12 protein-coding genes are annotated in these 15,416 nt (G+C 38.5%); 7 read left to right on the forward strand and 5 right to left on the reverse strand.

Annotation, left to right across the window (positions count from 1 at the left end):
• The first annotated feature begins 132 nt into the window (after window positions 1-132).
• The 4 genes from proS (at window position 133) to C4F49_RS12270 (ending at window position 3,923) form a co-directional block, all read left to right on the forward strand.
• Entirely contained in the window at window positions 133-1,605 is a 1,473-nt protein-coding gene (gene proS / locus C4F49_RS12255) for a proline--tRNA ligase (RefSeq protein ID WP_196936123.1), read from the forward strand.
• A gap of 6 nt (window positions 1,606-1,611) precedes the next feature.
• Complete coding sequence (locus C4F49_RS12260; RefSeq protein ID WP_196936124.1) at window positions 1,612-2,400, forward strand: Rossmann-fold NAD(P)-binding domain-containing protein; 789 nt, start codon at window positions 1,612-1,614, stop codon at window positions 2,398-2,400.
• A gap of 36 nt (window positions 2,401-2,436) precedes the next feature.
• Window positions 2,437-3,582 (forward strand): cystathionine gamma-synthase, encoded by a 1,146-nt coding sequence (locus C4F49_RS12265; protein WP_196936125.1) that lies wholly within the window; start codon window positions 2,437-2,439, stop codon window positions 3,580-3,582.
• A gap of 86 nt (window positions 3,583-3,668) precedes the next feature.
• Entirely contained in the window at window positions 3,669-3,923 is a 255-nt protein-coding gene (locus C4F49_RS12270; RefSeq protein WP_196936126.1) for a hypothetical protein, read from the forward strand.
• Between the two features lie 299 nt (window positions 3,924-4,222).
• On the opposite strand, the gene C4F49_RS12275 is transcribed toward C4F49_RS12270, so the two are convergent.
• The 3 genes from C4F49_RS12275 to C4F49_RS12285 are packed head-to-tail and all read right to left on the reverse strand — an operon-like array spanning window position 4,223 to window position 6,983.
• A complete protein-coding gene (locus tag C4F49_RS12275) occupies window positions 4,223-4,639 on the reverse strand; it encodes a hypothetical protein (protein WP_196936127.1) in 417 nt (138 codons plus the stop codon).
• A gap of 47 nt (window positions 4,640-4,686) precedes the next feature.
• A complete protein-coding gene (locus C4F49_RS12280) occupies window positions 4,687-6,345 on the reverse strand; it encodes a M28 family metallopeptidase (protein WP_196936128.1) in 1,659 nt (552 codons plus the stop codon).
• An 11-nt stretch (window positions 6,346-6,356) separates the two neighbouring features.
• Complete coding sequence (locus C4F49_RS12285) at window positions 6,357-6,983, reverse strand: SprT-like domain-containing protein (RefSeq protein ID WP_196936129.1); 627 nt, start codon at window positions 6,981-6,983, stop codon at window positions 6,357-6,359.
• A gap of 107 nt (window positions 6,984-7,090) precedes the next feature.
• Here C4F49_RS12285 and porD point away from each other — a divergent pair, with 107 nt between their 5' ends.
• Both porD and recN read left to right on the forward strand, forming a co-directional pair.
• The gene (gene porD / locus C4F49_RS12290; protein WP_231388300.1) at window positions 7,091-7,990 is read left to right on the forward strand and encodes a type IX secretion system protein PorD; all 900 of its coding nucleotides are present in this window, start codon (window positions 7,091-7,093) and stop codon (window positions 7,988-7,990) included.
• A gap of 3 nt (window positions 7,991-7,993) precedes the next feature.
• Window positions 7,994-9,649 carry a DNA repair protein RecN gene (recN, locus tag C4F49_RS12295; protein WP_196936130.1) on the forward strand — a complete coding sequence of 552 codons (1,656 nt, stop codon included), beginning with the start codon at window positions 7,994-7,996 and terminating at the stop codon, window positions 9,647-9,649.
• A gap of 44 nt (window positions 9,650-9,693) precedes the next feature.
• Here recN and C4F49_RS12300 read toward each other — a convergent pair whose 3' ends face one another.
• Together C4F49_RS12300 and C4F49_RS12305 are read right to left on the reverse strand one after the other, a co-directional pair.
• Window positions 9,694-10,107, reverse strand: coding sequence for a hypothetical protein (locus C4F49_RS12300; RefSeq protein WP_196936131.1), 414 nt, complete (start codon window positions 10,105-10,107; stop codon window positions 9,694-9,696).
• 241 nt (window positions 10,108-10,348) lie between these two features.
• Window positions 10,349-12,904 carry an ATP-dependent Clp protease ATP-binding subunit gene (locus C4F49_RS12305; RefSeq protein WP_196936132.1) on the reverse strand — a complete coding sequence of 852 codons (2,556 nt, stop codon included), beginning with the start codon at window positions 12,902-12,904 and terminating at the stop codon, window positions 10,349-10,351.
• A 178-nt stretch (window positions 12,905-13,082) separates the two neighbouring features.
• Here C4F49_RS12305 and ettA point away from each other — a divergent pair, with 178 nt between their 5' ends.
• Entirely contained in the window at window positions 13,083-14,765 is a 1,683-nt protein-coding gene (ettA, locus tag C4F49_RS12310; RefSeq protein ID WP_196936133.1) for an energy-dependent translational throttle protein EttA, read from the forward strand.
• Window positions 14,766-15,416: the final 651 nt, after the last annotated feature.

Consider the following 15,416-nt stretch of genomic DNA (forward strand, 5'->3'; position numbering starts at 1 on the left):
CTTAGACGCACAATTTATCTCAGGGTTTAATCCGCCTACTCAAAAATACGAATAAATATTTTAGACCGTAGAAAAATGGGATTAACAAGAGAAAAAATTGATGAATTGTTACATTAATTGAAGTAGTATATAATGAGTAAAGGAATAACAAGCCGTGCGGAGGATTACTCGCAGTGGTACAATGATTTGGTGATCAAGGCAGATTTGGCAGAATATTCTGCAGTAAGAGGTTGCATGGTGATCAAACCGTATGGATATGCAATATGGGAACGCATGCAAGCCATCTTGGATAAGCGTTTTAAAGAGACGGGTCATAGCAATGCGTATTTTCCTTTATTTATTCCCAAATCATTCTTCTCAAAAGAAGCTTCTCACGTAGAAGGTTTCGCAACAGAATGTGCAGTAGTGACTCATTACCGATTGAAAAATGACGGAAATGGAAATATTGTAGTTGACGAAGATGCAAAGCTGGAGGAAGAATTGATTGTTCGCCCGACTTCGGAAACCATTATCTGGAATACATACAGAGGGTGGATTGAATCCTATCGCGACCTTCCGATTTTGGTAAATCAATGGGCGAATGTCGTTCGTTGGGAAATGCGTACACGCTTATTTTTGCGCACGGCTGAATTTTTATGGCAAGAAGGCCATACAGCACACGCGACTCAACAAGAAGCAATCGAAGAAACTGAACGCATGTTGGATGTGTATGCTGATTTTGCTGAAAATACAATGGCGGTTCCGGTTATCCGTGGTCGCAAAACAGAAAACGAGCGCTTTGCAGGTGCTTTGGATACGTATTGTATAGAAGCGCTGATGCAAGACGGTAAAGCATTGCAGGCTGGAACTTCTCATTTCTTGGGACAAAATTTTGCGAAAGCTTTTGATGTGAAGTTTACATCGAAAGAAGGTAAACTAGAACATGTCTGGGCGACTTCTTGGGGAGTATCTACTCGCTTAATGGGTGCTTTGATTATGGCTCACTCGGATGACCAAGGTTTGGTATTGCCTCCAAAATTAGCCCCAATTCAGGTAGTGATTGTTCCTATTTATAAGACTGATGAAGAAAAGGCAAATTTGGATGCTTTTGTCGATAGCTTAACAAAAGAGTTTAAAACGAAAGATATTTCCTTTAAATACGATGACCGCGATACACAGCGTCCTGGTTTTAAATTTGCAGAATGGGAATTGAAAGGTGTTCCATTGCGCGTAGCTATTGGCGCTCGCGATATGCAAAACGGAACGGTGGAGCTGGCTCGTCGCGATATCCAGACGAAAGAAACTGTTTCGCAAGACGGATTGGCTGACCACATCGAAGCGTTATTGAATGAAATTCAAGATTCTATTCATCAAAAGGCATTAAATTACAGAGATAGCCACATTACGGAAGTGAATTCTTATGAAGAATTCAAAGAAGTATTGGAAAATAAAGGAGGCTTTATTTCTTGTCACTGGGACGGAACCGTAGAAACTGAAAAACGTGTCAAAGAAGAAACGAAAGCGACCATTCGTTGTATTCCTTTGGATGTGAAGGAAGAAGAAGGCGTGTGTATCTTTACAGGAAAACCTTCGAACAAACGAGTTTTATTTGCTAAAGCTTATTAAAATACAATGAAGCACATTTTAATCTTAGGCTGTGGTTGGGTTGGCGAGTTCGCCGCAAAAGCTTGGCATAAACAGGGATATAAAATTTGGGCTTCGACAACAACTTTGGAAAAACATCATCGTCTTTCAGACGAAGGTGTTTTTTCTTTTATGCTCGATTTTGATTCGGATGAAAATCCGCCTGCTGGTTTTCCGGAATATTTCGATGCCATTCTGGTCAGTGTTCCAGCTTCGAAAAAGAATTCGGTAGATGATATTCGCAATCGGTTTTATCATGTCAAAAATTTCGTAACTCCCCTTAAATATTCCAAACTGATTTATTTGTCATCCATTGGGATTTATCCCAATCAGACGAAAACTGTTTCAGAATTTACCTACAACGAATCGCAATTAGACCCGAAGCTTTTAGTAGCGGAACAAATAATTTTGACCTTGTCAAATTCTTATCTATTTCGATTGGGTGGATTATTCGGTTTGAATCGGATATTTGCAAAATATTTCGAAAATAAAGTATGCACCTCTGGGGATGAGATTGCTAATTTCATTCACCTTGAGGATGTGTTTGGCCTGCTTCATCTGGCATTTGAAATCCCGATGCGTGAGCGCATATACAATGCTGTTGCGCCCGAACATCCATTGAAAAAGGAGGTCATTCTTGCCTCGGCAAAAAAATACAATTTTGAACTTCCTTCAGCATTTGAAAATATCAGCTCGTTCAAGAAAAATGTATCTGGAACTTTACTTCAAAATGATTTGAATTATACTTTTAAATACCCTTCTCCGTTAGATTTTTGATAGCTTTACATTTTATCGAAAAAAATAGACAGAAACATGAGTTATAAATTTGCTACGAAAGCAATCCATGCTGGACAACAAGCAGACCCAACAACGGGAGCCGTAATGACTCCAATTTATCAAACTTCTACTTACCAGCAAAGTTCTCCAGGCGAGCACAAAGGTTACGAATATTCAAGAGGAACAAATCCAACGCGCAAAGCTTTGGAAGATTGTTTGGCCGCTTTAGAAAACGGTCAATATGGTTTAGCATTTTCTAGCGGCATGGCTGCTACGGATTGTGTCTTGCGTTTATTGAAGCCGGGCGATGAAGTGTTGACTGGCGATGATTTGTATGGTGGTTCGTATCGTATTTTCACGAAGGTGTATGAGCAATATGGCATTACATTTAAATTTGTCAACACCTCTGATTTAGCAGAAGTTGAAGCGGGAATAAATGAACGCACCAAATTAATCTGGATAGAAACTCCAACAAATCCAACTTTGAAAATCGCTGATTTGGAAGAAATCGGTAAGATTGCGAAGCAACATCAAGTGCTTTATGCTGTAGACAATACATTCGCTTCTCCATATTTGCAAAATCCATTGGACTTAGGTGCTGATTTAGTGATGCATTCGGCAACGAAATACATCAATGGACATTCGGACGTCGTGATGGGCGCGTTGATTGTGAATGATGAAGAATTGTACAAAAAACTTTGGTTTTTCTACAATGCAGTAGGAGGGACTCCAGGACCACAAGATGCATTTCTTGCTTTAAGAGGAATTAAAACCTTGCATTTGCGCATGAAAGCGCATTCGGAAAACGGACGTATTGTAGCTGAATATTTAAAAAACCATCCAAAAATCGAAAAAATTTATTGGCCAGGTTTTGAAGACCATCCGGGTCATGAAATCGCGAAAAAGCAGATGCGTGATTTCGGCGGAATGATTTCAGTTGTTTTGAAGGATGCGGATTTAAAAGAAACGTTTAGAATTTCTTCTCAGTTCAAGGTATTTACTTTGGCGGAATCTTTGGGAGGTGTTGAATCGCTGATTAACCATCCGGCAACGATGACGCACGGTTCTATTCCAAAAGAGACTAGAGAGAAAGTAGGTGTGGTCGACAATTTAATCCGTATTTCTGTAGGTATTGAAGATGCGGAAGATTTAATCGCTGATTTGGAACAAGCTTTAAGATAGTTTGAGTGGAAATTCGAACTTAAATCGGGTTCAATTTTTCACAATTCATATCTTTTTTTTACTTTTACATTTTAATTTAAATAAACATGGAAAATACAGTGGCGCAAAGACAGCCTAAAAAAACAGATAATAACGCCAATAAAACGGAATATTATGTGACATTATCGATTGCAATCGTAATTGGTTTAGTAGGAGTTTTTATTCGTTTTGTACCTGATGTTGTTCCTTCTTTGAGCCAATCAACGTCGTTGTTCTCTTGGATTGCCAACATTGCTATTTTAATTGCTTCATTTATTGCATTTAAAACTGTGTTTGCTATTTTAGGTTTCGGAAAGAAATAAGGATAGAACTTTCTAAGTTTTATTTTTTACACACATACCAAAAGGCTAGATTATCGTAAAAGATAGTTTAGCCTTTTTTTTATGAGCTAGATTTTCTCAGTCACTGCCTCAATTTTTTTTGCAACGACCGCGTTAGGGATAGAAGTGGAAAGCCCACAGCGACGTGCAACGGCGCGAGGACTTGGAACGGATAGCCCGACCTTTTAGGGGAACGCCCAAGAAAACTTATTGATTTTCTGGATGCCAAAAAAAATGCCGGAATGAACATCCCGGCATATCTATTTAATTTGTTTTTTTGCTTAGTTGAATAGCGACCAAGTGCTCCAAGGAATTCTTGATAAAATCAAAATCAATCCCAAAACGTAAAAAATCAAAACCGTTTGGTTTGCTTTTTTCGCGTCAGCTAATTTTTTTGCTTTCGAATAACCAACTGTGATTAATACAATCGCAAGAATATTGATTAATGGATGCTCCAAAAAGTATAACCGTGCAACGCTGTTGCTCATGTTTCCAGCGTCTAAGCTTTGAAACCCAAGTGGCGATGTGAAATACAAGACCAAACCAATAACCAATTGAAGGTGTGCAGAAATTAATCCAATCAACGCAATTTTACGGTTGTAAGGTTTGTTGCCTAGATAATTAACAAGGGTAATGACAATAGCAATGATTAATGCCAAAAGCAAGATAACCGCTAAAGTTGAGTGTAAATGTTTCATTCCTACTAACATAAAGTTTTTATATTTTTTCTAATTCTACAAAGGTACTATTTTGAAAGGCGTTTGTCGCCTAAATCTTTAAATTCTGATTTCTGTTTGAAATTCGGGAAAGTTTTCTCCATGCTCAACGTATAGCCCACATCGAAAAACAGTCGGACATCTTGCATAATTCCTTCAAAATCCCAATGCTCGTCCAATTCGTCCATAACGGTATGGTAACGTCCAGCCAATGCTTCTTTGCGTACTTCAAGTGCTGTTGTATCTGTAGAAATGTAATTTCCACCGCTTCCCATATATAGTCCTGGAATTCCTTTTTTGACAAAATTGAAATGGTCAGAACGGTAGAAACCACCGGATGAAGGATTTTTATCGCCTACAACCGTGCGGTTGAATTTTGCAGCAGATTTTGCCGCATAATCTTCTAACTCGGTTTGTCCAATTCCCACAACGGAAACGGCATCCATAGCGCCAACCGGATTGAACGAATCCATGTTCAGATTCGCAACGGTTTTGTTTAATGGATAGATTGGGTTTTCTGCGTAATACGCAGAACCTAATAATCCTTCTTCTTCAGCAGTAACCGCGAGAAAAACGATTGTACGCTCCGGTTTTACTTTTGCAACCTGAAATGCCTTTGCAATTTCAAACAACGCCGCAACCCCAGTCGCATTATCGATTGCGCCATTGAAAATCGAATCGCCATCCGTCGATTCGCCAATTCCTAAATGGTCCCAATGCGCAGTATAGATAATCACTTCATCAGGTCGTTTCGAACCTTCAATTTTTCCGATCACATTGTTGGATTTGGACTTTCTAAAAGTTGTAGCCAACTTAACCGATGTAGAAACCTTTAAATCGACAGGTTTAAAACCTGGCTTCTTCGCGTCTTCCATTACTTTCGGATCGATACCAGCCAATTTAAATAAGTCTAATGCAGTTTGATTAGTTATCCAGCCTTGAAAATCTACTTGCTGCGCCCCTTCTTTTCCGATCAATTCCAATTGAGGGCCAGACCAGCCTGACCGGACAACATTCCATCCATAACTTGCGGCAGCAGTTTCGTGGATCAACAAAATTCCCGTAGCGCCTTGTTTCGCCGCTTCTTCAAATTTGTATTTCCAGCGGCCGTAGTACGTCATGGTATCGGCTTTGAATAAAGTTTTGTCGTAGCGTCCAGGGTCGGAAACCATCACCACGACAGTTTTGCCTTTTACATCCAAACCTTCATAATCGTTCCAATTGTATTCTGTCGCAACAATACCAAAGCCAGCAAAAACCAAATCCGTGCTACTGACATCGATCTTATCTTGCAATTTGGATGTTCCGATCACGTAATCATTCAGGTATGAACTTTTTAATTCTCCATTTGCACCTTTAAAAACCAATGTTTTTTCGACAGGTTCTGAATCGATTTCGACCATCGGAACTTCTTGGAAATAGGAATCTCCATTCCCTGGCTTTAAACCAATATTTTTGAATTCTTTTTCAATAAACTCTACCGTTAAGGTGTCGCCTTTGGTAAAAGGTTTTCTTCCTAAGAACTCATCTGACGATAATGTAGTGATGTAATCTTTATAAGTCTCAGCATTAATGGAAGCCATTGCTGCAGAATCTAATTTGCCGCTGTCGAATTCCGTGGCTTTATCGGATTGGCAAGATGCTATCGCGACAGCGACCAACGGAAAAATAAATTTTATTTTATTCATGTTTAGGTGTGTTAACTCGTTTCTATTGTATCTTTTAATTCATAAACTTCTGCAATCGGATGAAAGAGATAGATTTTATTTGTTTTGAGCTCAACGCAGCGGTAGCGTTTTCTGACTTTTTCTTTTTTCTGAAATACCCGTCCGTTTTTCATTGAAAATAAATCTTCTTCGGCCAAAGTTTCTACAGTCACCATATTGCTGACTTTGTCATAATCGCGCAAAGCACGGTATAGATTTAAATCCGTACAGCTAGAGGCGGCAGGATTGTCCATGTATTTGACAATTGCGAGCAAGATGGAGTTTGGAAAGATGTTTAACTTCAAGAAAGGCTTCATCAGCGATTTGAAATTGTTTTTCCATTCGGATCCATGAGGCTTAACCTTATTTTTATATTGCTGAAAAGTTTTTAGGTGCGCAAATTCATGAATGGTCGTAACTAAAAACGCATAATGATTTAAATCATGATTGATTGAAATTTTATGCGGATTCTGTTTGAAAGGAGCCTGGTAATCGCCAAATTTCGTTGACCGGCTTTTTGCCACTTTGAACTGACAGCCTGTGTCGTTGATCCACGCTGAAATAATAGGTGCAGCCCCTTCCGGAATGTATTTGCTTAATTGTTTAGTAAAATCAGGCATTAGAACAAACTTATTATTTTTAGATGAGATTTGCTAATCGTTGCATGTTTTCTTCTGCTTTCACACTGATAAATCAGTATCTTTGGTTTATCAAAAATACGAAAAGCGTGAGAAAATTTCTTTTCATTTTATATCTATTTTTTTTATTGCATGCGCAAGCTTTTAGTCAAGAATTAAATGCCCGCGTAGAGCTTAATGCGCCGCAGATTCAAAATGTCAACAAGCGCGTAGTCGATTTGTTGCAGAAAGTTATTCAGGACTTTTTAAATAACCAATCTTGGACAAACGTTACAATCACGCCTCAGGAACGGATTGATTGCAATTTCATCATTACGATTTATGAATATGATGGATCAAAGGAATTTAAGGCCGATGCGCAGGTGATGTCTTCAAGACCGGTTTATGGAACAAATTACAATTCGCCGATTTTAGTATTTAGGGATAAGACATTTAATTTTTCGTATGTGGAGGGTGAACAGCTGGATTTTAGCGATACGCAAAACCTGAATAACTTAACCGCTTTGCTTGGCTTCTATGCTAATGTAATTGTTGGAATGGACATGGATACATTTAAATTGAACGGAGGAACGGCTGCTTTTTCGAATGCCCGAAACATTGTGAATTATTCGCAAAGCGCAACGCAAGTGGGTTGGAAGGCGATGGAGTCTATGGATAACCGCTATTGGTTAATCACCAATCTTTTGGATAGAAAATTTAATGCATACCGGGAATTCGCTTATCAATACCATATCAATGGCTTGGATCAAATGGCTTCGAACGATTTGCAGGCGCGCCAGAACATGAGCAAGTTGATTCCTAAATTGAAAGAAGTCGATCGATTCGGTGCTGGCAATATTTTGACTCCGGCGTTTTATGCGGCGAAAGCCAATGAATTCGTCGGTGTGTTCAGCCGTTTGCCGGGAAATGAAAGCGTAGTGCTTTATAATTTGTTGGCTGAATTGGATCCGAGCAATATCAGTAAATACGAAGCCTTAAAGAGAAGTTAATTTATGTTGTCACGATTAGTTATAAAAAATTATGCCCTGATTGATTCGTTGGATATTTCTTTCGCCAAGGGATTAAACATCATCACCGGAGAAACTGGTGCTGGGAAATCCATTATTATGGGTGCTTTAGGGTTGATTTTGGGAAATAGGGTAGAAGGGAAGCCTTTTTATTCGGAAGGGAGGAAATGCATTATCGAAGGTTTTTTTGGTATTCAATCTTATTCTTTAGCACCCTTCTTCGAAGAAAATGATTTGGATTACGAAGAAGAAACGATTATTCGACGCGAAATCAGTGCTGACGGAAAATCAAGAGCATTTGTGAATGATACGCCTGTTACGCTTCAAGTTTTAAAATCCCTAGGAGAAAAACTGATAGACATTCATTCGCAGCATGCAACATTGCAAATCAATACAGAAGAGTTTCAATTATTTGTTTTGGACAGCTTGGCGAATAACCAAAGCAACCTGATAACGTTTAGAAATTCGCTGCTTAGCTATAAAAAATCAGTCAATCGATTGGCTGAAACCAAAGAGGAAATCAATAAAGCTGCCGCTGAGCTGGATTACAATCGCTTCATCTTTGACGAGCTGGAAAAATTTAACCTGAAAGCAGATGAGCAAGCTCAACTGGAGTTGGAACAAACTCAATTGGAAAATGCGGAGGAAATTAAAAAAGCATTGTTAGCTTCGACATATGCTCTAGAAGATAGCGAAATAAATGTTTTGTTTCAGTTAAAAGATGCAATAAGCAACTTAAATCAAATTAGCAATTATCTTCCTGCGATAGGTGATTTAACGAACCGTCTTCAGAGTGCGACCATAGAAATTAAGGACATTGTAGAAGAATTGAGCACAATCGAGCAAGATGTTGTTTTGGATGAATCGCGCTTAGCTGAAGTCAATGAACGGTTAAGCGAATTGTATTCGCTTCAGAAAAAACACCGATTGGAATCGGTGGAGCAGCTAGTCGAACTGAGGGATTCTGTCGAACAGAAAATTTTGGCGGTAAGCAATCAAGAAGAACACGTTGCTGAATTGGAAAGGGAGATGAATGCTCGATATGAATTGACCAGAGAAATTGCTGAAGTTATTTCTGCGAATCGGAAGAAAATTGCAGTTCAAATGCAAGAAGAGGTCGAACAGCGATTGGCACAGGTTGGAATGACACAAGCTAAATTGTCCATCGAGCTGACCAAACTAGCTAAATTTAATCAAAACGGTATTGACCAGGTGCAGTATTTGTTTTCAGCGAATAAAGGACAGGCTTTAAATCCAATCCATAAAGTAGCTTCAGGTGGAGAGCTTTCACGTGTGATGCTGGCGATAAAATCTTTGGTTGTTAAAAGTTCTGCTTTACCTACGATTATATTTGATGAAATCGATACAGGTGTTTCAGGAGAAGTGGCGTTGAAAGTAGGCGATTTAATGGAGCAATTGGCCGAAGATATGCAGGTCATTGCGATCACGCACCTACCTCAGATTGCTTCCAAAGGCACAAGTCATTTTAAAGTGTTTAAAAGGGAGAAAGGGAATATCACAGAAACCAATATTAGCTTGATGAATAGCGAAGAGCGTATTCAAGAAATTGCAGAAATGCTAAGCGGGGCTAATCCAGGAGAAACTGCGGTTGAGCATGCTAAGAAATTGTTGATAAACTAAAAAGGCTTCGAAAAATTCGAAGCCTTTCATTTTTTTATATAAAATTAGTTGCCTATGGCAGCATCTGTTAATACAATTTTAACTTTAAGAGCAGCAGGAGGAGTAATTTGTGGAGTTGTTCCAACTTCATCTGCAAAGATTGTAACGCTTCCAACCGAATAGTTCGCTCTAAAATTGTAATTGGAAATTGTAGCAGGTATATTTTGATACACACCAGAATTCAAATACGTGATAGAAACATTCACGTGTCCGTCTTCGAAATACACATCATCTAAATCACCAATTGGAATTGTATACGAATATGTATCACCTGACAAACTCCAGTTGTTCGGATTGATATCATATACATAACTTACCCCCGGTAAGAAGTTTTCATTTGTAATATATTCTTTTGTACAAGAATTGAAACTCAAAAGTGAAGCACCACCAATGGCTAAGGCTAATAAAAATTTTTTCATGAGATTATAGTTTTGCGTTAATGTTAATTATTTTTTAATACTTTATTACTCTTAAGACAATAGATAGGCTTAAAAGTTTAGTTGAAGCAAAAATTTTGCCACAAACGGTTTAAATAAGTTATTTTATTTCTAGCCGTGAGCTGGAGTCACATTTGTCAAGCGCACTGAAGCGGATTGCTTTAAACGAAAAGAGCACCTATTGCAATAATAGGTGCTCTCTGATGATTTTATATAAAGGATATTAATCTTTCTTTTTATCTTCCGACACATCGGTTTCTACAGAGGTATCTTCCGCTTTTTTAGATACTGCCGATACCACAATTTCTTGCTTCTCTTCATCAAAATCTACAGATAGAGTTGTTTCAGATTTCACATCGCTTTTCAATAATTCCTCAGCGATCGGATCTTCCAAATATTTCTGTATCGCACGTTTTAATGGACGAGCACCGAAATTAGTATCGTAACCTTTTTCAGCTATGTAATTTTTAGCTTTCTCAGTTAATTCGATTGTATGTCCTAAACTCTCAATTCTGTTGAATAAAGATTTCAATTCGATATCAATAATTTTGAAAATATTCTCTTTCGTTAACGAGTTGAATACAATCACATCATCAATACGGTTCAAGAATTCTGGAGCAAAAGCACGTTTCAACGCCGTTTCGATAACACCTCTTGAATGTTTATCGGCTTGATTTTCTTTGGCTGCAGTTGAGAATCCAACTCCTTGTCCAAATTCTTTCAATTGGCGTGCTCCGATATTTGAAGTCATAATGATGATCGTATTTCTAAAATCAACACGACGACCCAAACTATCCGTTAATTGTCCTTCATCTAAAACTTGCAACAATAAGTTGAAGACATCTGGATGCGCTTTTTCAATCTCATCTAACAGGATAACCGCATAAGGTTTGCGTCTGACTTTCTCAGTCAATTGTCCGCCTTCTTCATATCCCACATATCCCGGAGGCGCTCCAACCAAACGAGAAACCGCAAATTTTTCCATGTACTCACTCATGTCAATCTGAATCAAGGATTCTTCTGAATTGAACATAAAACGAGCTAATTCTTTCGCCAATTCTGTTTTACCAACTCCCGTAGGACCTAGAAAAACAAAAGAACCGATTGGTTTTTTAGGGTCCTTTAATCCTGCGCGTGTACGTTGGATAGCTTTAACCAATTTTTGAACTGCATCATCTTGTCCGATAATTCTTCCTTTCATAGAATCACCCATGTTCAATAATTTTTGGCTGTCGGTTTGGCTGACACGTTGAACCGGAATTCCCGTCATCATGGAAACAACTTCAGCAACATTGTCTTCCGTTACTAAATAACGTTTTGTTTTTGTTTCTGCTTCCCAAACTGTTTTTTCGCGCTCTAATTCTTCAATTAGTTTTTTCTCCGTATCACGTAATTTCGCAGCTTCCTCATATTTTTGAGAACGAACAACTTTGTTTTTCTCTATTTTGACATTTTCGATTTTCTCTTCAATATCAATTATAGTTTGAGGTACGTGAATGTTATTCAAGTGTACGCGAGAACCTGCTTCATCCAATGCGTCAATCGCTTTGTCTGGTAAGAACCGGTCAGTGATATAGCGCGTGGTTAAAGCCACACAAGCTTCGATTGCATCGTCGGTATAATTTACGTTGTGATGCTCTTCGTATTTGTCTTTGATTCGGTTAAGGATTTCAATGGTCTCATCATGACTTGCTGGCTCAACCTGAACTTTCTGAAAACGACGATCTAAAGCACCATCTTTTTCAATGTACTGACGATACTCGTCTAATGTAGTCGCTCCGATACATTGGATTTCTCCTCTTGCCAAAGCGGGCTTAAACATATTCGAAGCGTCTAAAGAACCTGAAGCTCCTCCAGCACCAACAATGGTATGGATTTCATCTATGAATAAAATCACATCAGGTGATTTTTCCAATTCATTCATGACAGCTTTCATGCGTTCTTCGAATTGTCCGCGATACTTCGTTCCTGCAACCAAAGATGCTAAATCCAAAGTCACGACACGTTTGTTGAATAATACGCGCGAAACTTTGCGTTGCACAATGCGCAATGCCAATCCTTCAGCGATAGCGGATTTACCAACTCCCGGCTCGCCTATTAAAATAGGGTTGTTTTTCTTCCGGCGTGATAAAATCTGCGAAACGCGTTCAATTTCTTTTTCACGTCCAACAATTGGATCCAATTTACCATCTTCAGCCGCTTTTGTTAAATCGCGTCCAAAATTATCCAATACCGGAGTTTTAGATTTAATATCTGAAACCTTTTTCGGTGCAGTAAATTGTTGGTCATCTTCTGCATAATCGTCATCACCTGTTGATGAACCTGCAGCTTCGTCCGTTATTGACGTTTTGTTTTGTTCGACTTCGTTTTTAAATAAATCGTAAGACACACTATATTGTTGTAGAATCTGCGAGGCGATGTTTTCTTCATCTCGTAAGATTGCTAATAACAAATGCTCAGTTCCAATAATATCGCTTTTGAAAATTTTAGCCTCTAAATAGGTTATTTTTAAAACTTTTTCAGCTTGTTTTGTCAATGGCATGTTGCCTATAGGTGCTCTCGAAATGGATGAGCCTTTTACAGCATCTTCTACAGATTGACGTATAGCTCCTGTATCCACCCCAATATTTCTTAAAATTTTTATTGCTACTCCGTCTCCTTCTCTTATTAACCCCAATAAAAGATGTTCCGTACCTATATAGTCGTGGCGAAGACGTAAAGCTTCTTCCCGGCTATACGATATGACATCTTTTACGCGTGGTGAAAATTTTGCTTCCATTTAGTTACCTTTCTATTTTTAATGTGGATGATATAAATGTATAAAAATATATTTTTACAATCATTTATTATTTATAATAATTATCAACAACTAAGCCATGTCCTTAAAAGTACTAAAATGTCAGTTGTTCATATCATTTTATCTATCTTTGTGATAGAAAAATTACATATTTAACATAATGTCTGAAGAAAAAATTATCTTTTCCATGGCGGGTGTGAATAAGATTTACCCACCACAAAAACAGGTTCTTAAAAACATATACCTATCCTTCTTTTATGGAGCAAAAATCGGAGTCATTGGTTTAAATGGTTCCGGAAAATCATCTTTATTGAAAATCATTGGTGGTTTAGATAAATCGTATCAGGGTGAAGTCGTTTTTTCACCAGGTTATTCTGTTGGTTATTTGGCACAGGAGCCGATTTTAGACCCTGAAAAAACAGTTAAGGAAATTGTTGAAGAGGGTGTAGCTGAAACAACAGCTATATTAAAGGAGTACGAAGAAATCAATGAAAAATTTGGACTTCCAGAGGTGTATGAGGATGCGGATGAGATGGACAAATTGCTGGCTAGACAAGGCGAATTGCAGGATAAAATTGATGCGACCAATGCTTGGGAATTGGATGCTAAGTTAGAACGAGCAATGGACGCTTTACGCTGCCCAGAGCCGGACGCGCTAATTGCCAATTTGTCAGGGGGAGAGCGCCGCCGTGTGGCAATGTGTCGTTTGCTTTTGCAAGAGCCGGATGTTTTATTGCTGGATGAACCGACTAACCACTTGGACGCTGAATCTATCGACTGGTTAGAACAACATTTGCAACAGTATAAAGGTACCGTGATTGCGGTTACCCACGATCGTTATTTCTTAGATAACGTAGCTGGGTGGATTTTGGAATTGGATAGAGGAGAAGGAATTCCTTGGAAAGGAAATTATTCTTCTTGGTTAGACCAGAAATCAAAACGTTTAGCTCAGGAAGAGAAACAGGAAACAAAACGTCAAAAAACATTAGAGCGCGAGTTGGAATGGGTGAAGATGGCGCCAAAAGCGCGTCATGCAAAATCCAAAGCTCGTTTGCATAATTATGATAAACTGGCTTCGGAGGAAACGAAAGAGCGCGAAGAAAAATTGGAGTTATTTATTCCGCCAGGACCTCGATTGGGAAATGTCGTGATTGAAGCGAATAGTATTTCTAAAAGTTACGGCGATCGTATTTTGTTTGAAAACTTGAGTTTTTCCTTACCGCCTGCCGGAATAGTTGGGATTATCGGACCAAATGGTGCGGGTAAAACGACTTTGTTCCGTTTGATCACGGGACAAGAACAGCCAGACACAGGAGATTTTAAAGTAGGCGAGACCGTAGTTCTGGGGTATGTCGATCAGAATCACGATGATTTAGATGCGGAGAAATCTGTTTGGGAGAATATAACTGAAGGAAACGACAATATTTTGCTAGGCAATAAACCGATCAATTCTAGAGCTTACGTTTCTAAATTCAATTTTAATGGAGCCGATCAGCAAAAGAAAGTTGGGATTTTATCAGGTGGAGAAAGAAATCGCGTGCATTTGGCCATTACATTAAAGAAGAGTTCGAACGTCTTGTTATTGGATGAGCCGACCAATGATATTGATGTGAATACATTGCGGGCTTTAGAAGAGGGTTTAGAAAACTTTGGGGGCTGTGCAGTGGTTATTTCCCACGACCGTTGGTTTCTGGATCGTATATGTACACATATCTTGGCTTTTGAAGGTGATTCGCAAGTCTACTTTTTTGAAGGTAATTATTCGGAGTACGAAGAAAACCGGAAAAAAAGGCTGGGTGATGTCGCTCCTAAGCGAATTAAGTACAAGAAACTGGTGAAATAAAATATTTTTAAATAGCTTCTATATACTAGATAAGGATAGGGTTTGCAGAGCAAACTCTATTTTTTTTGCTTTTAATCTCATCAAAAGACTAATTGTAATAAATCTTAGAATTAAAAAGCAAGGTTTTTTACTTATCCAAAAACGACTATTTTTTTCTTCTAAATAAGGTTTTGTTTGCTGATATTATTCATAGATAAATTTATTGTTCACACAATGAATAGTTTAGCGTTAATATTAAATTAATATTTGCTTCGTATCTATTTAATTTTCTACTTTTGCACCACTCCGCAAGGGAGGGACAGCATTGAAAAGCAAGGAAATCGGGAGAAATAGCCAGAAGCTAGCGATAGCGGAAAGCAAGCCCAAAACGTTCCAAACAAAATAAAACAAAAAAAGTTTTGGAGGTTCGGAAAAGATTTCTACCTTTGCAGTCCCAACGGAAACGAAGGGGACAAGATCTGAAGGGATCTTGGGAATAAAAACGAAAAGATCAAGCTGGCAGCAGCGAGGTTATATAAGCAGAAGCGCGAAGCGGATGCGATAGAAGTTCTTTAAGAAAATGATCATGTAAACGCAGCGAGTAGCTTGAGAGAGCGAAAGTTCGCAAGGAAGATTTTTTCTTCCAAAAAACAAACTTAAGCTAAGCAAATC

The sequence above is a fragment of the Sphingobacterium hungaricum genome (assembly GCF_015210005.1).
Taxonomy (GTDB): Bacteria; Bacteroidota; Bacteroidia; order Sphingobacteriales; family Sphingobacteriaceae; genus Sphingobacterium; species Sphingobacterium hungaricum.

What these genes read in the sequence shown, in the direction of transcription:
- recN (WP_196936130.1), top strand. Translation starts at nt 7,994, where the DNA reads ATGTTGTCACGATTAGTTATAAAAAATTATGCCCTGATTGATTCGTTG.
- C4F49_RS12280 (WP_196936128.1), bottom strand. Translation starts at nt 6,345, where the DNA reads ATGAATAAAATAAAATTTATTTTTCCGTTGGTCGCTGTCGCGATAGCA.
- ettA (WP_196936133.1), top strand. Translation starts at nt 13,083, where the DNA reads ATGTCTGAAGAAAAAATTATCTTTTCCATGGCGGGTGTGAATAAGATT.
- C4F49_RS12305 (WP_196936132.1), bottom strand. Translation starts at nt 12,904, where the DNA reads ATGGAAGCAAAATTTTCACCACGCGTAAAAGATGTCATATCGTATAGC.
- C4F49_RS12265 (WP_196936125.1), top strand. Translation starts at nt 2,437, where the DNA reads ATGAGTTATAAATTTGCTACGAAAGCAATCCATGCTGGACAACAAGCA.
- C4F49_RS12285 (WP_196936129.1), bottom strand. Translation starts at nt 6,983, where the DNA reads ATGCCTGATTTTACTAAACAATTAAGCAAATACATTCCGGAAGGGGCT.
- C4F49_RS12260 (WP_196936124.1), top strand. Translation starts at nt 1,612, where the DNA reads ATGAAGCACATTTTAATCTTAGGCTGTGGTTGGGTTGGCGAGTTCGCC.
- C4F49_RS12275 (WP_196936127.1), bottom strand. Translation starts at nt 4,639, where the DNA reads ATGAAACATTTACACTCAACTTTAGCGGTTATCTTGCTTTTGGCATTA.
- C4F49_RS12300 (WP_196936131.1), bottom strand. Translation starts at nt 10,107, where the DNA reads ATGAAAAAATTTTTATTAGCCTTAGCCATTGGTGGTGCTTCACTTTTG.
- proS (WP_196936123.1), top strand. Translation starts at nt 133, where the DNA reads ATGAGTAAAGGAATAACAAGCCGTGCGGAGGATTACTCGCAGTGGTAC.
- C4F49_RS12270 (WP_196936126.1), top strand. Translation starts at nt 3,669, where the DNA reads ATGGAAAATACAGTGGCGCAAAGACAGCCTAAAAAAACAGATAATAAC.